19 protein-coding genes are annotated in these 21358 nt (G+C 61.2%); 7 read left to right on the top strand and 12 right to left on the bottom strand.

The annotated features are described in order from the left end of the window. Positions 1-211 precede the first annotated feature (211 nt). Positions 212-1414, bottom strand: coding sequence for an NnrS family protein (locus tag KHO31_RS23010; RefSeq protein WP_201140998.1), 1203 nt, complete (start codon positions 1412-1414; stop codon positions 212-214). 579 nt (positions 1415-1993) lie between these two features. Between KHO31_RS23010 and hmpA the strand changes: the two genes are divergently transcribed. Beyond that, a complete protein-coding gene (gene hmpA / locus KHO31_RS23005; RefSeq protein WP_201140987.1) occupies positions 1994-3208 on the top strand; it encodes an NO-inducible flavohemoprotein in 1215 nt (404 codons plus the stop codon). Between the two features lie 1355 nt (positions 3209-4563). Here the strand turns inward: hmpA and cysM are convergent. Beyond that, positions 4564-5466 carry a cysteine synthase CysM gene (gene cysM / locus KHO31_RS23000; protein WP_201140985.1) on the bottom strand — a complete coding sequence of 301 codons (903 nt, stop codon included), beginning with the start codon at positions 5464-5466 and terminating at the stop codon, positions 4564-4566. A gap of 72 nt (positions 5467-5538) precedes the next feature. Then, a complete protein-coding gene (locus KHO31_RS22995) occupies positions 5539-6021 on the bottom strand; it encodes a universal stress protein (protein WP_201078120.1) in 483 nt (160 codons plus the stop codon). A gap of 184 nt (positions 6022-6205) precedes the next feature. Between KHO31_RS22995 and KHO31_RS22990 the strand changes: the two genes are divergently transcribed. Next, on the top strand, positions 6206-7225 hold the full coding sequence (locus KHO31_RS22990) for an NAD(P)H-dependent flavin oxidoreductase (protein ID WP_201085355.1): 1020 nt from the start codon (positions 6206-6208) through the stop codon (positions 7223-7225). 567 nt (positions 7226-7792) lie between these two features. Here the strand turns inward: KHO31_RS22990 and KHO31_RS22985 are convergent. The 6 genes from KHO31_RS22985 to KHO31_RS22960 form a co-directional block, all read right to left on the bottom strand. Further along, entirely contained in the window at positions 7793-8509 is a 717-nt protein-coding gene (locus KHO31_RS22985; protein WP_201078124.1) for an RNA polymerase sigma factor, read from the bottom strand. Positions 8510-8548: 39 nt separating this feature from the next. After that, positions 8549-8926, bottom strand: coding sequence for a cupredoxin domain-containing protein (locus KHO31_RS22980; protein ID WP_407945953.1), 378 nt, complete (start codon positions 8924-8926; stop codon positions 8549-8551). Further along, entirely contained in the window at positions 8919-9464 is a 546-nt protein-coding gene (locus KHO31_RS22975; RefSeq protein WP_201078128.1) for a DUF4142 domain-containing protein, read from the bottom strand. Before KHO31_RS22975 ends, KHO31_RS22980 begins: the two co-directional genes overlap by 8 nt. Before the next feature lie 346 nt (positions 9465-9810). Further along, entirely contained in the window at positions 9811-11601 is a 1791-nt protein-coding gene (locus tag KHO31_RS22970; RefSeq protein WP_201078130.1) for a chloride channel protein, read from the bottom strand. 6 nt (positions 11602-11607) lie between these two features. Beyond that, positions 11608-12021: a MarR family winged helix-turn-helix transcriptional regulator gene (locus KHO31_RS22965; RefSeq protein WP_201078139.1), complete on the bottom strand. Its 414-nt coding sequence runs from the start codon at positions 12019-12021 to the stop codon at positions 11608-11610. A 90-nt stretch (positions 12022-12111) separates the two neighbouring features. Next, positions 12112-13278 (bottom strand): HPP family protein, encoded by a 1167-nt coding sequence (locus KHO31_RS22960; protein WP_211624205.1) that lies wholly within the window; start codon positions 13276-13278, stop codon positions 12112-12114. Positions 13279-13801: 523 nt separating this feature from the next. Here KHO31_RS22960 and KHO31_RS22955 point away from each other — a divergent pair. Then, positions 13802-14119, top strand: a complete 318-nt coding sequence (locus tag KHO31_RS22955; RefSeq protein WP_200567225.1) for a DUF1840 domain-containing protein — start codon at positions 13802-13804, stop codon at positions 14117-14119. Positions 14120-14930: 811 nt separating this feature from the next. On the opposite strand, the gene KHO31_RS22950 is transcribed toward KHO31_RS22955, so the two are convergent. Together KHO31_RS22950 and KHO31_RS22945 are read right to left on the bottom strand one after the other, a co-directional pair. Continuing rightward, positions 14931-15365 (bottom strand): universal stress protein, encoded by a 435-nt coding sequence (locus KHO31_RS22950; RefSeq protein WP_211624204.1) that lies wholly within the window; start codon positions 15363-15365, stop codon positions 14931-14933. 70 nt (positions 15366-15435) lie between these two features. Next, complete coding sequence (locus KHO31_RS22945; protein ID WP_211624203.1) at positions 15436-15621, bottom strand: hypothetical protein; 186 nt, start codon at positions 15619-15621, stop codon at positions 15436-15438. Positions 15622-16123: 502 nt separating this feature from the next. Between KHO31_RS22945 and KHO31_RS22940 the strand changes: the two genes are divergently transcribed. From KHO31_RS22940 to KHO31_RS22925, 4 genes are all read left to right on the top strand, one after another. After that, entirely contained in the window at positions 16124-16264 is a 141-nt protein-coding gene (locus KHO31_RS22940) for a hypothetical protein (RefSeq protein WP_201078148.1), read from the top strand. After that, complete coding sequence (locus KHO31_RS39405) at positions 16203-16778, top strand: DNA-binding protein (RefSeq protein ID WP_328822733.1); 576 nt, start codon at positions 16203-16205, stop codon at positions 16776-16778. Before KHO31_RS22940 ends, KHO31_RS39405 begins: the two co-directional genes overlap by 62 nt. 739 nt (positions 16779-17517) lie before the next feature. Continuing rightward, positions 17518-18231: a methyl-accepting chemotaxis protein gene (locus tag KHO31_RS22930; RefSeq protein WP_236060952.1), complete on the top strand. Its 714-nt coding sequence runs from the start codon at positions 17518-17520 to the stop codon at positions 18229-18231. Between the two features lie 23 nt (positions 18232-18254). Further along, entirely contained in the window at positions 18255-19655 is a 1401-nt protein-coding gene (locus KHO31_RS22925) for an MFS transporter (RefSeq protein WP_201078150.1), read from the top strand. Positions 19656-19905: 250 nt separating this feature from the next. Here KHO31_RS22925 and cobA read toward each other — a convergent pair whose 3' ends face one another. Further along, entirely contained in the window at positions 19906-20718 is an 813-nt protein-coding gene (cobA, locus tag KHO31_RS22920; RefSeq protein WP_236071398.1) for a uroporphyrinogen-III C-methyltransferase, read from the bottom strand. Positions 20719-21358 lie beyond the last annotated feature (640 nt).

Genomic DNA, 21358 nt, shown 5'->3' with positions numbered 1-21358 from the left:
CGGGAAGCCGGTGCTTCCTGGAATGAACAATTACTGCTTTTGCTGACGCCCGCGGGGGACTATCTCAAGCGCTTCCCATAAATCTGATCCCCAGAATTCGCTGATCCGGTGCGCAGCAAGCTCAACATTAGCGCTGAGTCCCTGCTATGGAACTGGTTGTTGGTATACCCGTAGACCCCCGTCGATCTCATGTTCGAACGATGTGGATCCGTCAGCCCGCTTTGCCATCGATACGTGACGTCGTCAGATAGGGCGCGTATTTGATCAGGTAAGCGATCAATGCGGCAGACCAACATATGCCTGCTATGTCGATCCAGATTGTTGTCGCGCCACTGGCAATCCAGGGCCCGAAAACTCGTACGATTGCGGCGGCGATCATCAGCCAGTAACTCGCTATCTCGGATCGTCCCGCAACGAGAGGGCGCCCGGTGTGTCCAAGCGCGGTGCGGGTAATCATCGCGATAATTGCGCACCCGATCGCTCCAATCGTCAGTGCGTGAATCGCAAGCGAATGCGAGACCACACCGGCGGCCGCCAAGGCAAGGAGCGCGAAGCCGATCGGAATCCACGCATAGGCGACATGCAAAATCCAGAGAATTGGCCGAGGCCCCACTCGCCACGAATGCCATCCGGCGACTCTGATTCCATGGACCGCCGCCGCAGCGCAGGCACATGCCACGATCAGTAATGGCCTCGCATTGGCCGCATCCGCAACGAATGTCAGTAAGACGACCGGCACCGCGAGCGTCTCAATCACCTTCCAGCGCGTCATCCGGAAGCCGGGAATGGCGTTCGTCGTAAACATAGGCACCACGCGGCCCGCGATGACGGTGACGAACATCACCACGAGTCCGATCGCTGCGTAAGACGCCCGTATTGAAAGGTCGGGGCGCCCGTGCCACGCCCACCCATGAAAACAGACGTTCAGCAAACCAAAAAGTCCTAGCGCGACAGGCAGGAAGAGGTTGTGGTGATTGCGCGCAGCGATCAGCACGCGCAACAGCACAATGGCGACAACCGGCAGGAAGGTGCAATCGACGACCGCTGCGATGGGTTCCGGGCCAGACCAGACCAGCACACGTCCCGCCACCCATAGCAGCCACAAAGCCGCCAGCGGTGCGCCTCGCGGGGTGTCGAGCGTCGTCCAAGCCCGCACGGCTGTGAGCAGAAAGCCCACCACAATGGCGGCGACGAAGCCGAAGATCATTTCGTGAGCGTGCCAGAGCACACCGTTCATGGCAGGCGAAGAGCCTGCGACCGGGTGGCCATGCAGCGCGGTCAGCCAAAGCGCTATTGCAATGACGCCAAAAAGCGCACCACCCAGATAGAACGGCCGGAAACCCAGGCGCAGAACAGGAAGACCTTCGGCGGCTGTTGGTGGCAGTTCTGTGACGGATTTTGTAATCCTCAACATGGTCTCCAAAATATGCGTCTGTGAGGAATCGCAACGAGCCTTCGGGCGTGAACGGCAGCTCCCAGCCTGAAATCGTCCATGCTGCGCTATTCCTGCGACGCATCGTGGTATGAAAAGCCATAAGCGGCGCCGGCAACTTGACCCAGGTCAATGATTGAGTCGGCGAGTCGGCTCAATCTGGATTGCAACGTTGGGAAGTTCGATGCGTCGAACCTCGCATGGGCTGCTATCCCAGCGAGATCGATCCGCTCCTTAGGCGTATTCGATCATAGATCACGTTGTGATATACAATAAACCGCAGAAGATTATCGGAAGTCCGCGCGCGGGAGACATTCCTCCGCATTCGCGGTCGCTGTCTGGTAGTGCTCGGCCGCGAGGCTGGCGGCTAGTAGCCGATTTTGTCAGGAAGCAGGCCGGGATAAATTCAATTAAGCGGATATAGATCAGGTGTATGGCCGTATTGTCTGTGGGGGCCGTCGGGGCGACCCAGATGGTCGGTCGCGCTATCTGCAGACCACACGACGGTTTCGAAGCGACCGCGTGCCGTGATCGAGCGCGCGGTCGTGAAAGGAGGATTTCATGCTCACACAAAGAACGAAAGATATTGTAAAAGCGACTGCGCCGGTGCTCGCACAACATGGCCTCCCGATCATCGAGCGCTTCTATCGGAGATTGTTCGATGCACATCCGGAGCTGAAGAATACCTTCAACATGGCTCATCAGGAACAAGGCCAGCAACAGCAGGCGCTCGCGAGAGCGGTATACGCTTACGCGGAAAACATTGAGAATCCAGGCAGTCTTGCCGCAGTGCTTAAGAACATCGCAAACAAGCACGCCAGCCTCAATGTGCGGGCCGAACACTATCCGATCGTAGGCGAACATCTGCTCGGCGCAATCAAGGATGTGCTGGGCGAAGCAGCAACGGACGAAATCATTTCGGCGTGGGCGCAGGCTTACGGAAACCTTGCCGATATGCTGATGGGGATGGAAAGCGAACTGCGCGAGAAGTCAGCGGCACAGGTTGGTGGCTGGAATGGGTGGCGAGCCTTCGTTGTAAAAGAGAAGCGACCGGAGAGCAGCGTCATTACGTCTTTCGTACTCGAACCGTCTGACGGTCAACCGGTCGTCAATTTCGAGCCAGGCCAGTACATCAGTATCACCGTCAATGTGCCCTCACTGCAATTGCAGCAGATCCGCCAGTACAGCTTGTCGGACATGCCGAATGGACGCACCTACCGCATCTCAGTCAAGCGTGAAGAAGGGGACGCCTCAACGCCGCCGGGCTACGTCTCGTCACTTCTGCACGATCATATGAACGTTGGCGATGAGGTGAAGCTTGCTGCGCCGTATGGCAGTTTCCACATCGACGTCAATGCGAAAACTCCGATCGTGCTCATCAGTGGAGGCGTCGGTCTGACGCCGATGGTCAGCATGCTCAAACGGGCGATTCAGGATCCGCAGCGCCAGATCGTCTTCGTACATGGCGCGCGGAACAGCGCGGTCCACGCGATGCGCGACAGGCTTCGTCAGACGGCAGCCACGTATGCCAATTTCAAAGCTGTCGTCTTCTATGAGGCGCCGCTGCCCGGCGACGTTCTGGGGCAAGACTACGACGGGGTGGGCTTCATTGAACTTGACGGACTGAAGGACCTGATTTTGCTGCCCGAGGCGGACTACTATGTCTGTGGCCCTATCCCGTTCATGCGCGCGCAACATGACGCGCTCAGGGCTCTGGACATTCCGGAGGCGAGGATAAACTACGAAGTTTTTGGCCCCGACCTGTTTGCCGAGTGAAAATCTGGGGCACCGTAGCGGGTGCGAAGTCGCTTATGCATCAGACGATTGCTCCGTACCGGGCTAGTGATAACCCGCTGCGGTGGACGGTTACGTAGTTGAATTTTGAGCGGATAGGTCACCTCCGGTTTGAAGAGGGGCTGCGAGTTGTCCACGTCCGGCTGGCGGGTGGCCCGTCACGGCCACGACGCCTGCCGGCGGTGGGCAACTCACATGTGGATGAGGTTGGTTTTTGTGCTGCAGGGCAGGGCTGGCACCGCCATATCACGCTGGCTTTGCTCGCCCGTGCCGTACTCGTCACCCTGCGGGGTGCGCGGCAAAAAACACCTGAAGGTTCGGTGCCACTCAGTGTGCAGGAGATCCTCCGGCTACTGTGCCGCATCCTATGGCGCGGCGTTTACTCCATCGAGTGCGTTTTGCCCTGGTCGTCATGGCGATGCAGGGATCAGTGCCGCGCCCAGCAGTGCCACTACCAGCGACGCGGCTGCATACCTCGTGCTTTGCTATATCTATGGGTGTAGTACTAAGTTTGGTTTTTCAAAGGATGACATTTTTAACTGGTTACGGTTGCAGGCGGCCTTGGACGCCGACCTGCACCCGATAGAACACGCAGGTCGCGAAGCTGCGGGACGTAACCTGACGCTCCCGAGATCCGGGTCGAGCTACTACATGTAGCATTCCAGAAAATCGTCGATTGTCAATCGCCGGAGCGGGGTAACGCCAAAGTCAGGGCGGGAGGCAACGAAGCCGCGTCCTGATTGGCAGCTTTCCGTTCAGCCCGAATCAGGTTCTGCGGGTAGTCCTGCGGGATGGCCTGCGGTCCCTATCCGTTTTGCTCGAGCTTCTTGAGTTCGGCATTCTTGGCCACGCGCGCCTGCTTGCTTTGTGCCTTTCTTGCTGCTTTGACCTGTGCTTTCGTAACGGGCGCCGGCGTGACAACAGGCACGTCGCCACGGATAGCAGCGTCGATGAAGCCATCCGGAGTGCGTTGAAGAAGGTGGAGGGGACCAAGCCGACGCTGTCGCGGCGCTTAGTGCGCAGGAGAAGGGCGGCGTGATCCAATGGACCGTTGCGGATTTGAGGGCTGTCAGTCCTCAAATCCGTTGATTAAAAGCGGGATATCGATTGAGCGTGCCCTCCGCGCCTCCCTGAATGGTGAAGACGGGCGGCCGTACGGCAGCGGAGCGAAAGGCTCGGCATCGGCGTCCGCGATTGACAGACGAAATGCATGCGGAGTCACATTCCGCGTTGGCAGCTACATTCACGCGTTGAACTGATCGCTCGTGCTGTCGTTTCCCTCATGCGCTAGAAGCAACAGGTTGCTGGAAACGCCAGTTCAGCCCTCGCGATGCCCATCACGCTGGAAACGCGCCTGTCGATAGATAACGATCGCCCCGATCACAAATAACGAACACGATCGTAGCGTTCTCAACTTCCCGAGCAATACGCATTGCCACAGCGCACGCTCCACCCGCCGAAATTCCGCAGAAAATCCCCTCGATCGCAGCAAGACGACGCGCTGCGGCCTCAGCCGTTGCCTGACCCACCGACTCGGTCCGATCGATCCGCGAGGGTTCAAAGAATGCAGGCAGATATCCGTCGGCCCATTTGCGTATGCCCGGAATTCGCGAACCCTCGTCAGGTTGCACCCCAACGATCTGAACGGTGGAATTCTGTTCCTTCAGAAACCGGCTTACGCCCATGATGGTTCCGGTAGTCCCCATGGCAGAAACGAAATGCGTGACGCGTCCCTGTGTTTCACGCCAGATCTCCGGACCGGTGCCTTCGTAATGTGCAAGCGGGTTGTCGGGATTGGAGAACTGATCGAGAACGATGCCCCGGCCTTCCTGTTCCATTTGCGCAGCGATGTCCCGCGCGCATTCCATACCGCCCTTGGCCGGCGTCAGGATTATTTCGGCGCCATACGCTGCCATGCTGCGACACCGTTCCTCGGAGACATCCTCTGGCATGAGCAGCACCATCCGGTAACCGCGCAGTGCGGCCACCATGGCGAGTGCAATGCCGGTGTTGCCACTGGTCGCTTCGATCAGCACGTCGCCGGGCCGTATGCGTCCGCGTTGCTCGGCGCCCCTGACCATCGACAGCGCCGCGCGATCCTTGACTGAACCCGCAGGGTTGTTGCCCTCCAGCTTGCCGAGGATGACGTTGTTGCGCGCCCGGATCGTTTCATCTGGAAGACGAACGAGTTCGACGAGCGAGGTGTTGCCAATGACGGCTTCAATGGTTCTGTAGGTCATGTTCCAGAGTATTGGCGTGGTGTAAAAACCACCGCTGTCGGATCGTTTGGCTACGAGCTTTTCCCGATGCCCTTACGCACGTGCGGATAATGTCTCTACCGGCTCGCGACCAGCCGCGTCTTCCGGATCCATAGCGACTAGTACTGCGCAGGAAACCCTGTCCAGCAGTAACCCGTCGTTCTTGCCGCTCCACCATCGCCGGACGAGGCCGCTTCGGCGATGCCCCACGACAATCAGATCGGCCTTCAATTCACGGGCAAAAAACGGGATATGGTCCAGAGGGTCGCCAATCGCGAAATGGGGCGTGGCGATTACTCCACGCGCAGCGAGTTTCTCGATTCCATCGCGGAGTATCTCCCTCGCAGACTGCTCCAGCGCATCGAACGGCACGGCAGACGCAACATCGGCCCCCTGCGTCCACACCAGGCTATTCAGAATGGCAAGCAGGTGCGTTTCCGCCTTGAGCTGCTCCGCTAATGAGGCGCCATGACGTAACGCCTGCCGCCCTTCACGGGTTGCGTCGTAACACAACAGGATGCGCCCGAATGCAGACATATCATCACTCGTTCCGATTCAAAAAGCCCCGCTGTCCAGCAGCCGGGCGGTGGATGCGCAACCGTTCGAACGACCGTCGCTCACGAGCGCGGCAGCACAACGATGGAGATCACAGCGCATTTGAATTATTCTATATCACCTTGTGATGTAATGCGGTGCCATCCTCAATCGAAGAGGTAATCCGATGGCTGTTGATGCGACGTCGTTTGCTACGCCGCTGACCCGGCTGCTGGGCTGCCGGTATCCCGTCATTTCGGCGGGAATGGGCGGTCCGGCGCGTGCTGAGCTTGCGGCGGCCGTTTCCCATGCCGGCGGATTTGGCCTGCTGGGTATGGTGCGCGAGTCGCCTGAGTTGATCGCCCGTGAGGTTGCTGCGGTGCGGGCCTTCACTGATCAGCCGTTCGGCGTCAATCTGATCCCGTCGGCGACGGAACCGGCTCTCCTCGCGGCAGAGCTCGATGCCTGTCTGGACGCCCGTGTTCCCGCGATATGTTTCTTCTGGGATGTCGTACCCGACGTGGTCGCACGAGCGAAAGATGCAGGCGTGCAGGTGCTCTATCAGGTCGGTTCACTTGAGGACGCGCTCGCCGCTGAACAGGCGGGGGCCGACATCGTGATTGCGCAGGGCATTGAAGCGGGCGGCCATGTGCGGGGGCGTACGGGGATCCTGACGTTGCTTCCCGAGATCGCCCGGCTTGTGCGCATCCCGGTTGTCGCGTCGGGCGGCTTCGCGACAGGCGCGGGCCTCGTTGCGGCGCTCGCACTCGGCGCAGCGGGAATTCACTGCGGTACGCTTTTCCTCGCGACCCACGAGTCTTTCGCGCACGACTATCACAAGCAACGCATTCTCGCCGCCCGCGCGGGCGATACGGTCTATACCGACCTGTTCGCGATCAACTGGCCACCTCACTCTCCGGTGCGCGTCCTGGCAAACAGCGTGACCGGGAGAGCCGGAAGCCACCTGTTCGGACACCACCCGGACAGCCTGCCACGCGATGTGATCGCCTACGACGAAGGACGGCCGATCTACCGGTTTAGCACCGATTCGCCACTACGCACCACGGTGGGAGATCTTGAGCAGATGGCGCTCTTTGCCGGCGAATCGGCAGCGCTCGTCGACCAGGTCTCCAGCGCCGCCGAGGTCATCGAGCGGCTGTTGAATGAGGCAATGGATGCCTCATCGCGGATCGCGCCGCTTATGTGAACACAGGTCATCTCAATCGAAGACGATTCCCGGATAGCGCCATCAGTCTTTTAATGGAGATGGTCAATACGGTTCGACGTGTCATTGGGCGCGCCCCCACACCTGATGTCTTTCGTGAGCCGTTCGCCAGATGAGCAACGTGTCCGATCCTGATGCGTTCACGTCAAACGCGGGCAGTTGCATGGTGATGTCTATCGGCCTGGGCCGGTGTCTTCAACGCAACTCAGCACGAGTGTGCTGCCCGGCCTTGCTTCAGCGCTGAGCGTGGCGGTGTGGAATTCGGTATCAGTGCATCGCCATTCGACACGAAAATCCTTGGGGTCCTTGCGGCAGCCTTTGGATGACGAACCCGTGAGTGCCTTGTGCAGGATGTACGGACAGGTCTGCAGTCCGTCGCACTGACGCGCGAGGTCATGCGTCGCGTTGCCTCCTCGCATTCCGCAGTTCGTGCCATAGATGCCCGATATGATCCTGATTGCCCGCGTTTCCGCGCTCGAGCTTGCCGCCACGGCGAGAATGCCCGCTATCGCCCAGACACAGCGAATGACGTCAACGAAATGGGGCGATTTATATCGCCGGCGCGCTACTACCCTGGTCATCCTCGCCGGCTACCCGCGATAGTACGTTGGCGACCACTCGATCGCAGTGCGCCCCGCCGAATTCGAATACGTCGCGCTCGGCGAGATCGATCTCGTGCGCCAATGATTCGCGCAGCAGGCTCTTTGCGCGGAAATGCCGGCTGCGCACTGTCGCTTCCGGGATGTCGAGACATTGTGCCGTCTCCTCGACGCTCAATTCCTCGACCGAACGTAGGACAAACACAACGCGAAAGACTTCCGGCAGTTCATCCAGCTTGCGCTCGAGCAAGGCTCGCAGCTCGGTGCGCGCTACCGCCTTGTCTGGGGAATCGGAATCTTGCGCAGTCATGGCATCGATATCGACATGAGTGTTCGCGTCCACCATCGGAATCACGTTCTGACGGCGTGCTTCCCGGCGCAGGCGTCCGTAGCATTCGTTGAGTACCAGTCGGGACAGCCAGGTGAGGAGCGTGGCTTCGCCACGAAACCCGGCGATCGATCTGTAGGCTGACAGATACGCCGCCTGCAGCGCGTCTTCTGCTTCCGTTCCGTCACGCAAGGTGGCGCGCGCCAGGCGATACAACCGCCGATTGTGCTGGCGCATCAGCCATTCGAATGCTGATCGATCTCCCGCGACGATTCGACGGACTACCTCGCGTTCGTCGTCCGCGGCAAATGTTGAATGTGCTTCAGCGTTCTCCGTCATGACTGCCTCACCAGGTCACCCTCACTCATTGCTCAGCCCTCATTGCACGATCAGTGTGCCACGCATCGTGGCGTGGAGGGTGCACATATACGGGTAGCTGCCGGTCTGGCGTGCCACGTAGCTCCACGATGCATTCGGCGCGATTTCGCGTGAATCGAACGCTTTCGACATTCCAGTCGCCGTATGGGGAAACATATCCTTGTTCACCCACACCACACGATCTCCGCGGTGCACCGTGAGCACCGGCGGATTGAAGCGCATCTGCTCGATGACGATCTGGTACGTTGTGCCTGCGGCTTCGGAAACGCCTGCCCGCGACATCGCCATGATCGCAACGAAAGCGCAGGCAAGGACAAAAGCGCTGGAGCGTAGCTTGCTCCGGCGCCGTCCGGCTGCGCAAAGTATCGGATTAGCCACCGCTCTTGCCCAACTCCGCCTGCAGATGCTTCGCGTGCTCGAGATGCGCGACAAAGGCCGGACGCACCTTGACGAGAAGCGCCTTCAGTTCGGCGTTCTGCGCATCCGGAATCAACGTCTTGTCCAGCGCGTCGAGAACGCTCTCGTGATAGGTCACCTCGTGGTCGATATATGCGCGGTCGAACTGCGCGCCCTTGAGCGTTTTCAGGTTGGCGAGGTTCGCATCGCCGCCTTGCTTGAGGCTCTGGCTCGTCGGATTGTCTTCTGGCGTCACGCCGAGCTTGTGAACGAGGTCGGTGGCGGCCTTGTTCACGCCGGTGTGATCAGTGACCATGCGTTGCGCGAAGGCTTTGACATCCTTCGACTTCGTTTTCGATTCCGCGAGCTTGCCCGCGTCGATATCCACCTGATTGGCGGTCACGACGATGGCGGCGATCTGAGGATCAGTGGGACCAGCGCTCTGTGCCCAGCCAGGGAGGCTGGTAAACGTGAGTGCGCTGGCGAGTGCGCCGAACAGCGCTGCGCTGATTATCTTCATGTCGGGTCTCCTGAGTAATCATGGCAAGTCCGAGTCGGTCCGCACGTGATCCGCGGTCGATTCGATCCTGAATACGGTATTGGATGTCACGTGTGCGAACCGCGTTCCCGTTTCCGGTCCCGCTTCCGGTCCTGGGAAAGGCCTGCGATGCGCGTTTCTCTGACACGTTTGCGGAACAGCCATCAGGAGCGCGACATGGCTTCGCAACGTGGTGAAGATGTTGTCCAGGGAATGGGTGCTGAATCAGCGGGAAATGCAGGAGGGCCGGGAAAGGCCGGAGAGGTGTGCCCCCGAAGGGGCACGGAAGGAGCGCGTATCTGTTTTTGGCAGCCGACCGGCTGCTGACTCACGGAACCGGGGGAAAGTGCCGCTTGCCGGGCTGAATCCTCAAGCGCCGGAAGCGTTCTTTCTTGTGCTCTTCGTCGAAGTGGGCAAGAGACGGCTTGACCAGATCGCTGCGCGACACAATGCCGATCAGCTGCAACGTTTCGGAGTCCGTGACTACGGGCAAACGTTCGAGACCGTGTACCGCAAGCCGCGTTGCGACGAGTCGGCAGGTTTCACTGGGCAATGCAAACGCAGGGGAGCGGTGGCGCAACACGTCGGCGAGGCGTGAGTCGAGCGCATGCTCTGCCGCTTCATCGCGAATTTTTTCCAGTACCGCGCGATCGACGACGCCCGCCAGCATGCCTTGACGCACGACCGGATAGGCGCGATGTTTCTGCGTCGTGCCGAAGTACGTCGCCAGCGCTTCGCCCACGGACAGATCGCCATCGATCGTCTCGACCGTACGCGACATCACCTCGTCGACGTGGTGGCGCTCAAGCGGATCGACGCCGTATTCCCGGTAGATGTGGTAACCGCGCCGGGCAATTTTCTCGGTCATGATGGAGCGCTTCATGACGACCGTTGCAAACCCGTGCGCGATCAGCGTTGCGGCGAGCAGCGGCAGCAATGCGTTGCTGTCGTGCGTGAGGCCGAATGCGAATACGATCGCGGTCAACGGCGCGCCCAGCGTGGCGCCGAGCGTGGCCGCCATGCAGACGAGCGGCCACAGGGCAGGGTCGCCGCCCGGCAGCACGTGGCCGAACACGACGCCGAGCCCCGCGCCCAGCATGAGCAACGGCGCAAGCACGCCGCCTGAGGTGCCCGAGCCCAGCGCCACGACCCAGATGACCGCCTTCACCACCAGGATTGCCAGCGCGATCTGGATGGCAATGTGCTGGTGCAGCAGGTCGCCGATCACGTCGTAGCCGACGCCCAGCGCGCGAGGTTCGAGAAAGCCGCCGATGCCGACGACGAGGCCGCCAATCGCGGGCCACCACATCCAGTGGATGGGCAGCTTGCCGAACAGGTCTTCGGTCTTGTAGAGCGCGGCTGACAGACCCGATGCGAGCGCGCCGGACATCAGCCCTGCGATGACGCAGGAGACCAGCGACAGTGCGCCGGGAGGTGCGGTCACAAGTGGAAACAGCGGCCCCGTGCCGAAGAACGCCGCGCGCGCGAACCCCGCGACTGCGCAGGCAAGCGCGACCGGAAGAAAACTGCGTGGGCGCCATTCGAACAGCAGCAGTTCGACCGCCAACAGCACGGCCGCCACCGGCGTGCCAAATACCGCCGTCATGCCCGCCGCTGCGCCGGCAACCAGCAACGTCTTACGTTCCGCAGAGGTGACCTTCACACATTGCGCGATCAGCGACCCCAGTGCGCCACCTGTCATGATGATCGGGCCTTCTGCGCCGAACGGCCCGCCACTGCCGATCACAATGCCGGACGATAGGGGCTTGAGAATCGCCACTTTCGGCGACATGCGGCTCTTGCCGAACAGGATGGCTTCGATCGCTTCGGGAATGCCGTGCCCACGGATCTTCTCCGAGCCGTAACAGGCCATGAAACCGACGATGAGGCCGCCGATCACAGGAACGACCACCACCCAGATACCTAAAGTGTTGAGGGCCGGTGAGCGGTCCGCAAACGAAAATTGCTGAAAGAAAAACAGATTGGTGAACAGATGAATCAGGCTCAGCAGCACGAATGCCGCGAGCGTGCTCAGGGCGCCGATCCCCGCAGCGAGTGCGGAAATGCCGGGAAGTCGCGCGTTGGTGGAAAAATCGCGCTTATGGGTATCGAGACTCATGGTGACTCAAAAATCAATCTGGGGGACGTTAAAGGCGCCATCGAGCGACTTCAGTTCGGCACGGTGCATCTCGGCGAGACGGGCAAGCACCTGTTCGCCCGCTTTTAACAAATGAACCTCGACCTGGCGGCGGTCCGTCTCACTGACCTTTCTGCGGACCAGATCGAGCGCCTCACAGCGGGACACGAGCGCGACCACGCCGTGATGCTGCGCCTGGAGGCGCTCCGCAAGCTCGCCGACGGTGGCCCAGTCGCGCTCCGGATAACCCTTGATATGCAGGAGTAACAGATACTGCAATGGTGTAATGCCTTCGCCCTGGGCGGCCTGCTCAGAAAAACGTTCGAAGCGCCGCATCTGGTAGCGAAACTCGGACAGTTGCTCGAAGTCCGTCTTGGTCAAGCCGCGAGCGAGTGTTTTCATCGGCGTTCCTTGGAGGAATAGGTAAAACGCAAATTATATCATGGCGTGATATTTATGCCTGTGTTCAACACCGATGACGGGTGACAGCGGCTATGCCGCGCGCCGCTGCTGCGCGTAAGCCTGGCGATAGAGCCCGGTGATGAGGTCGGCCTGCGTGATCATTCCGGCAAGGCGCCGATTCGAGTCCAGAACCGGGATATGGTGGTGCCCGTAGTTCGCGAACACCGGCACCAGCTCGACGATCGGCGTCGTCGCGTCGACGGTACGAACCTCGACGTTCATCAGGGCACCGACAAGCGGCGCCGGGGTGATACTGCGCCGGAACCAGCGTTGTACGGGGGACGTCAAACCGGCCCCCTTGCTGAACGCCCGTTTGTCGACAAGGTCGGCGCGGGTCACGATGCCGATAACGTGCTGCTTCTCGTCAGTAACCGGGAGTGCCTTGATATGGCGCTGTTTCAGCAGACTCCACGCGGCGGAAGCTCTTGTGACGGCCGACACGGCGACGAGGGAGCGCGACATGATGTCCGCGCAGGTCAGTTCATTGAACGTGCGGGCGTAGGCCTGCAACTGAACATCGCGCAGCAGGGATTCCAGATCGTCCGTGTCAATATCGAGCAATTCCCCGCGCCGGTTCAGCACCGCTTCGAGGTCCGCGCGCGTGAAACCTTCGTTCGCCGCCGCCGCCGCCGGTGCTGCCGTGCCTTTGCCCGAACTCTGGGCGACGTGCGGGTATCGATGCCCGGTAGCCGCGTGGTGCAGGATGGCCGCGCACAACAGCGCCACCGACTGGATCGCAATCGGTTCAGCCACAAAGCGGTAGCCCAGAGCGTGCACTGCCGGACCGCCAAGGACCGCGGTCAGGGCGACCGCGCCTGACGGGGGATGAACGCACCGCAGCGCAAACATCGCACAGATCGCCATCGCAACGGCCAAAGCGGCAGCGCCCACCGGCTCGACGATCAGGCTTGCACAGGCAACGCCAACCGTAGCGGAGACGATATTGCCACCGATAATGGACCACGGTTGCGCAAGCGGACTTGCAGGAACCGCGAACAGCAGCACGGCCGAAGCACCCATTGGAGCCACGAGGAGCGGAATGTTCGCCGCGGGTCCGAGAAGGAGGTGCATTGTCCCGCCGGTGAACGCAATCCCCAGCAATGCGCCGAGACACGATCTGAAGCGTTCTGGCCACCGAACGGCAATGGGATGAGGGGCAAAGCTGGAAAGCCAGCGAATCAGAGCGTAGCGGGACAAGGTTCAAGTAGGAAAGTGGGGGGTATCACGTGGGATGGCACCACACCTTAAGGCCAAATCCTCACGAAACGAAAGAACGTGTCGTCATGATTATATTTCATTGTGATATAAAAGTACGTTTCGGGTCGCCGCGATCTGACAGAGCGAGACTGGTCACGGGGGCAGACTGGTTCGGCGGCTGGCGCAGTGTGGTCCGATTGACGACATTTTCGGCTTGAATTGATCACGTTGTGATATAAAATGAAAGCAGGCCTTCTCGTGACTGGTTCGTAAACAGGAGCAGTCCGGGTGAAACTACAAGGATGATTTGCCCGGATGGCACGCGCCCATGGGGATGCCGTGCTTCTCCGACGTGCAAAGCCGGTCATCGTGGAGGCCCCGGCCGCCGTCACAGGAGACGATCACCGGCTGCCCGGGTCGTGCTGCGTCACAGTGCGAAAGACGCGTTGCATTCGTCCTCCGGGGTGAGTCCGAATGGCTTTCCGGTGCGATGGTGCAATACAGATCGAAACAAGGAGCCATTATGCTGATCACGTTTCAATCGCCCGCTACGCCCGATGTCGTGATGCTCAGGGATCTCGCCCAGTATCTGCTGGGTCTCGTGGGCAAGCGGCTCGATACGCGTGGGGTTATCCTCCACGACGAGCTGCCTCGTGCAATCAGCCGTCTCGAAGCAGCGATTTCGGACGATGAAAAAGCGGAGATTGCCCTCGAATCACTGCAGTATTCCCGCGAGCGCCGTCAGGAATCCAGCAGCGGGCTGTCGCAGCGGGCCTGGCCATTTCTCGACATGCTGCGTGAAGCCAGCAAACATAATGCCGACATCATCTGGGGGCTGTAGGTGCCGTGTCGCAGCGCGAGTTGATGCAGGTTGCGTGCCGCACCGCCTGCTGAAGGACGCCAGGATGAAACGATGGATTGCACGGCGCCTGTTCGCAGCAGCTCTTGCCGCGTGCGGCATCTGCGCGTCGGCGTGGGCAGGCGCGCATCCCGGCGCCCAACCACAAGATGTTGGCTCGAGGTCGTGTGCAGACCGGAGCCGCTGCGAGCTGGCAGGGATGTCGAGGGCTACGCCAGCTAATGGAATTGCTACTCCTTACTTCGCTGATATTCCGCTGACGGTTGTCGGTGCGTTCGGGCGTGCGAGGCTCGATATGCTATCGAGCGGACCCTTCATGTTGGTGAAGTGGCCGGATGGCTGCTGTCTGGACAGCAGACGATGGCACACGGGAGACACGCGTCATAGTCGTACTGACGACGATCTGCACGTGATCTTTCTCTGGCCAACGCTGTAGACGATTCGTCGGCGGGACGAACAATCCGAATGAAGCAACGCCCGGCCGCCAACGCCTGTCGCATCGGTGGCCGGGCCGCGGAAAGTAAAAGGGGATATCACTGGAGCGATGCCGCCAGCAGCGTCAAGGTCCGTGACGCGTGCGGTTCCACCAGTGCCTGCCGGTTGCATGCCGGAGAATCCGTTCACGAGGATTGTCCCCGGGAGCCAGGGCAACGACGAAAAGAATCATCATCGCCAGCACTGCGGCCGCAACAACAATCTGTACCAGAAGATCCATTATCATCTTCGCCTCCGCTAGGGATGTGCGGTCAATAAAGAGGTCTTGGCCGCCCCGATTCGAATTCACGCAAGACCGTCAAGCGGCCACCTTGAACAGGACGCCGCACGACACGCGGTCGAGCAGCAATGCGTGGTTTTCTCCCGTCCACCAGCGCGCAAAAAATCCGTGCGGGTGATGTCCAATGACGATCAGGTCGACCTTCAGTGAATCTGCCAGGCGGGAAATCTGGTCAATCGCATTTCCGACCGAACAATGTCCCGTTGCAGTCACACCCCATGCCCGCAGCCAGTCAATTCCCTCGCGCAGTGTCTCTTGTGCCGCCTGCTCATCGACCTCGAATTTCGTCGACGAAAGAACTTCGAACCCGCTTGACCAGTATGTATAGTCGAAAATCGAGAGCAGATGAGTTTCAGCTTGCAACTGCTGCGCGAGAGCCGCACCGAAGCGCAGCGCGAGCCGCCCTTCCGGTGTGGCGTCGTAGCAGAGAAGGATCCGGTTGAACGGGGCCATGGTGGATTCCTTTACCAACTCTCGCGGTGCTATCCATCCGGCCGATCAAATCGGTTCGCCGCGAAACCGTTCAGGTGAACATCGGCACGGCCTCGATCAGCACGAAGCCCAGTAACGCGCCCACTGCTGCACCAAGCAGCTTGGGATGCCAGCGTTGCAACTGCAGCATGCTGAGCAGGTCGCCAACCAGGATAGTGCCGAGCAGCGCAAATGCAATCAGCAGGTAGCTGATCTCAAAGTCGTTGTTGATGACCATTGCGCCTCCTCCTTTATTTCGCGTGAGACTGCGTCATCAAAACCCCGAGTGAAGTTTTTTGGCGGTAAACCGTGGCCGCTTTCGCGGGTTCAGGTTCCCTCGCGCCAGTTGCATTTTCAATTCGCACGGGGTTTTGACGCGGGCCGTTCATTCAATTATATATCACGACGTGACATATGTGACCATCTGACTCGCCAGTTACGAGGTCATCGCGATCGCCGTCGGTAAATACACCACGAAAGAGGATGAAGGGGGCGCACTAGACCCGTTCTGCTTCTTGCGGTAGCACCGGCCAACGGGCCCTCCTGACGAATCTGGCAGATCGGCAGAACATCAAAACATGAGATATTTCGGGGTGCAGTAATGACCTCAATCGCGGCTCGGATTCGGGGAGGCGAAGTAGTCGATGCCCGTGAAGCCGCAGTCGCGTGATTTTTGCAACATTGCGGTACAGGCCCCCTGATCGCCGCAGGACGATCAGCAAAGTCGAGGGAGCAAAGCCATGACTGACCTCGACGAAAAAATCAGGCATCCGCAGCCGGTGAAGCACAGCGATAACGAGAAAAGCAGGATGCCGCAACGTGACGAAGCGGGAGCCAGGCCCGTCAGGACGCGTGGCGAAGGTGAGCCGCCTGTGGAGTGATACGTCGGGCTGCGGTTTGTCCAGCGCACAGAGCGGTTCAGTCGCTTTGAGGGTGGCTGGCGAACGCGGTCCGTGGAAAGCGTTGAACCTCGGCACCAACGGTACCCGCGAAGCTGCCGTCTGCCTCGTTGCCGAGAGTCGGCTCCCGCAAGAGCTCACCGTCGACCTGATCTACGCCGGGATCCGGCAAGGCAGCCGCACCGCGATCAACGACGAACTCAAGTTGTGGAAGGACGAGCAGGCGCGCATCGGTACACTGAGCGCCTCACCGCCGTCAGCGGTCGCAAGCGCGATGGTATCGGTCTGGGCGCTCGCGGTCGAACATGGCGAACAGGTCTTCGCGCAATGCGACGAAGAGCTTGAGACAGAAGTGACGGCCGCGGTGAGATGCGCGAGTCCCCGGCGACGGCCAACGCGGGTCCTCAGGCCGAAGGCCATACCCTGCGTGCCAACTCGACAATCAGCAGACACGCCTTGCCTGGGCGCCGGCCGATCTTGCCCGTGCCTAAGCTGAGCGAGATGGCGCCACCCGGCGGAGCGAAGCCGCTACGGTCGAGCGCGATACCCTGCGTGCGCAATCGGATCAGGCACTACGCGATGCGCGTCTGCGCATGGGCGCGAACTCGACGGATTGCTGGCCGCCCGCGCCGAACACGAATCAGCCTTGCGGGAGGCAGTTGACCAGGTTACCGCCCGGTGCCAACGTCAGCTTTGCTCCGGAATGGTTTTGCTACCGACGCTGGCACCGTAGCTTGAGCCGGTGCGGTGCACAGCTGTAGTGCGCTGCACCAACGCGTCGCACCAACCCAATTCAGGCCACGCGGCGAATCCGTGCTTCGCAGCAACTGAAATCCCATCACTTGCGCCGAGGTGAACGTCCCGGTTTTCCGGAAATTTGACGATTGTGCGATACGTCGTTTAACTGGCAGCCCCGCTGGACGCGCTGTTAGCCGAATGAGGGGCGCCTGGAAGCCGCCGGAGAGACCGCCCAGGATTTGCGCTGCACGGATCTGTGGCACGGCTATTGCATAGTTCGGCAGCGGAGCCAACGGAGGCCCCAACGTATTGAATCATTACCGGCCGCTCGCTTTGAGCGACCAGCAGGGACAACGGCGTCCCGAGTGCCAACTGTGCAACCGAGCAATCGGGACGCGCGGTTGCGCTCGGGGCGCTTTTTTTTGCGCGTCATATGCCGCCGTGAGTCTCGTCATGGCGCGCGCGCCGTGCGAATGGAGCAACAGTGCAGGGCTTTCATGTCCACATTCACGATGAAACAGGCGACACATTCAGGTCCCGATGCCGTCTCTGGACAGGTCATCGGTGAGCTCATCAATCTGGGGGGGCGGCAACGGATGCTCTCACAGCGCATCGTGCTGCACGTGCTGCTCGCGTCGCTTGGCAACAGCGACGCGCTGTCCGTAGCCAAAGCGTGCCTTGCCACGTTTGAGCAAGCGCATACCGATCTGGTGAGCGGCAACGAGCGCCTGCCGGGCGTGTTTTCCGAAGCGCTGCGCGAGCTGTATTTCGGCAACCGGAGGGCCGACGAGCGGATTCAGCAATTTATCGCCCAGGTGAATCGCGCGGTGTCGTGCGTCGAGTCGGGCCGCGCGGAAGATCGGACCCAACTCGACGCGCTCGTCATGCAGGCGACGCCGCTGCTCGAACTGTTGCAGGACATCACGCTCGCCTATCAGCACGAGATGCGCGGTATCGAAGCGGCCGCACTCAAGCGGCAGACCGACATTGCCGAACGGCTCGGCAGGATCTCAATGCAGGCCAATATCGTCGCGCTCAACGCGCGCATCTCGGCCGCGCGAGCAGGCCAGTTCGGGCGGGAATTCGCGGTGATCACGACCGTGCTCGCCGACATCATCAAGGAGATGGACGAGCTGATCAAAAGTGTCGTCGACACGCGCGGCATGCCCCTTCAACGTCGGCACGCCAGTGCCGGCCGCGCCCTTCAATAGCCTTTACCCTGCGAGAGAAACCCATGAAACATCTGTTGAATTCGTTGACGAGCGGTAACTGGCGCGCGTTGCTGGCGTGCTTTCTCTACTTCGATACCGGCTTCACCGTGTGGGTGATGTTCGGCCCGCTCGCCCCGTTCATCCACAAGGACATCGCGATGACGCCGGCGGAACTGGGCTTTCTGGTCGCGGTTCCGGTGCTGGGCGCGGCGATCCTGCGTGTGACGCTCGGCAACCTGTATCAGGCCTATGACGGCCGCCGCATTGCGCTCTGCGGCGTCGTGCTGTCGGCGTTGCCGTCGATCGTGCTGCTGCTGTCACCGTCCGCGCCTTCATACGTGATGCTGCTGGTGCTGGGCGTGTTTCTCGGTGTGGGGGGAGCGAGCTTTGCGGTGGCGCTGCCGATGGCCGGCAGCAACTATCCGCCCAAGGTGCAGGGGCTGGTGCTGGGGCTCGCTGCGGCGGGCAATATCGGCGCGGTGCTCGACGGCTTCCTGTTCCCGAGCCTTGCCGATCACTTCGGCTGGGCCAAGGCCGCGGGCGCTGCGTTGCCGTTGCTCGCGCTGGCGGCCACGGCGCTGTTCTTCTGGGCGAAGGACCTGGGGCCGAAGTCCGGTAGCGCGCCGCGTGCGTTGCGCAGTTTCTGCGTCACGCTGGGCGGCTTGATCGCGCTCGTGCTCGCCGTGCACGCGGGTGTCTTCGGCGCCGGCAAGACGGGCGTGCTGCTGCTGCCGGTACTGGGCGCGCTGCTGGCGATTGCGGTGTTGCCGAAGCATTATCGCAGCGTGCTCGCGGAAAGCGACACGTGGGTCGTGATGCTGGTCTACAGCATCACGTTCGGCGGCTTCGTCGGCATGTCGTCCTATGTGACGACGCTGCTGGTTTCGCTGTATCAGTTGCCAAAGCTGGAGGCGGGGCTCTTCATGTCGCTGCTCGCCTTCACGGGTGCGCTGGTGCGGCCGCTCGGCGGCCTGATCGCCGACCGCATCTCCGGCGTTCGCGCGCTGGTGCTGCTGCTCGCCGGTATTTCGCTGTGCGATTTCGCATTCGCCGCGTGGATGCCGCCGCTGCCCGCCGGTATCGCGTTGCTGGTGGCCACCTACCTGTGCTTCGGGCTCGGCAACGGCGCGACCTTCCAGCTCGTGCCGCAACGCTGGAAGGGCAAAACCGGGCTGATGTCCGGAATCATCGGCGCAGCGGGCGGCATTGGCGGCTTCTATCTTCCCGTGATCATGGGGATGGCCAAGGAAAGCACCGGCAGCTATCAGATGGGCTTCGCGACCTTTGGCGTCATCTCGGCGCTGGCCTTCGCGCTGGTTGTCCTGCATCGCACGCGCTGGCTCACGTGGGCGCTGCCTGCGGAGAGCCTGGTGGTTGCGAGCTCGATCCCGGCTGCGGGCGCGCGTGCGAATAGTGGAGTGTGAGCTGGGCGTTGAGCGGGAAGCGTGCCTGCATTGGCTGTAAGTCGCCGCGCGCGCTTCCCGTTTCACCTCGCTCGCAAAGGATTGGATAAACGCGGGAGCTCAGCCTGAAGGTGTGAATCGTCAGTTCTATTGCTGAGTGAGGCGGCCGGTGTGTGCAAAGCGGATCGCCGCTGTCATTTGCCAACGCCGTATGTAAAACGGCCCGCGTCAGACGACGCGGGCCCAAGCCATTTAGCGTTTGGCGTCTGGGTCATGCGCTACGCAAGACCGCATCGCGCTCGTAGCACAGCGCGTGAGAAGCGGATGGCAATTCAGTAGACACGTTCGCCGCCGACTCGTCCGTCGCGTGCGCCCCGGCCTCGCCAATCGCCTTGCCAACCAGAATGACAGCGGGGCTTCCAAGCCCGGCACCACGCGCACTCGACGCAAGCGTGTCAAGCGTCGCCAGCACGTGCCGCTCCGCAGCGCCACCCGCCGATTGCACCACCGCAGCGGGCGTGTCGTGCGGCAGGGCCGACATCAGCGCGGCACACAGACTGTCGATCCGGCTCATGCCCATGTAAATGGCGAGCGTCGTGCCGGTGGCGGCCAGTGCGGCCCAGTTGGGCTCGCTGTCATCGCGCAGGTGCGCTGTGATAAACGTCACGCCCGCGCAGTGATTGCGATGCGTGAGCGAAATACCGAGACTCGCTGCCGCCGCAAACCCCGACGAAATGCCATTGACGATCTCGAACGGTATCTGCGCGCGCCGCAGTTCCGCCAGTTCTTCGCCGGCGCGTCCAAACAGCAGCGCGTCGCCGCCTTTCACGCGTACCACGTGTCGGCCGGCGCGCGCGTAGCGCAGGATCAGGCGCTGAATGAACGCCTGCGGGGTCGACTTGCAGCCGCCGCGCTTGCCCACGCGAATCACGCGCGCCTGTGGCGCAAGCGAAACGATCTCCGGATTGACGAGGTCGTCGAGCAGCACGACATCGGCGCTTGCCAGCAGCCTCCCGGCCCTGATCGTTAGCAGATCGAGGTCGCCCGGACCTGCGCTGAGTAAAGTGACCTTGCCCGTTGCCATGGTGATGTCCTTGTACGTCCTGAGGCGGCCGGTTCGACGGCCGGTTGGACGAGCGCTGCGCCGAATGCAAACGGCGTCCGCTCGTCGTGTTGAACGAGGGGACGCCGTTGTCCTGATCTGGGTTGCCTGTGCTGCCGGGTGGCGCATTGCGCGCCATCTGCAGCGTGATTCCATGCGCCGGCACCGTTGCCGCGCGCATCGACAGAGGCAATATCCACGCCAGACTGTGTCGACGCGGGCAGCAGCGCAGAACGCGCGGCGGCGCCATCCATGCAAGCCAGATGTGACGATGCACCGCGAGTCCGCGCCGGCTCGCGGGTGCTACCACATCGGGCCGCGCAACACGCCGCGAAAAACCTCTGGTCTGCTCACGCATGCGGGGTCACGAGCAAAGCCAGAGCAGGCCATCTTCACCCGACCCGCTGCACGGATGATGTGCTGCATTGCACCACCATTGTGCCTGTGCCCGGCAAAATGCATCTTCCTGTTGCGCCCCAAACCAGGGCTGAAATCCCGTATCGCCTGTGGCTATGGCCACTGCGGCCGATGCGCCGCATGGCACGGGCTTTGCGTAAGTCAAGGCAGCGGATCAACGATGATCCGGCCAGCACGCAGCAAAAGTCATTCTGTAGATCATTAT

Origin of the sequence: Paraburkholderia domus (assembly GCF_905220705.1) — a bacterium.
Classification (GTDB): domain Bacteria; phylum Pseudomonadota; class Gammaproteobacteria; order Burkholderiales; family Burkholderiaceae; genus Paraburkholderia; species Paraburkholderia domus.
Note: the sequence above shows the minus strand (reverse complement) of the source record. Positions and strands in the feature narration are given on the sequence as shown.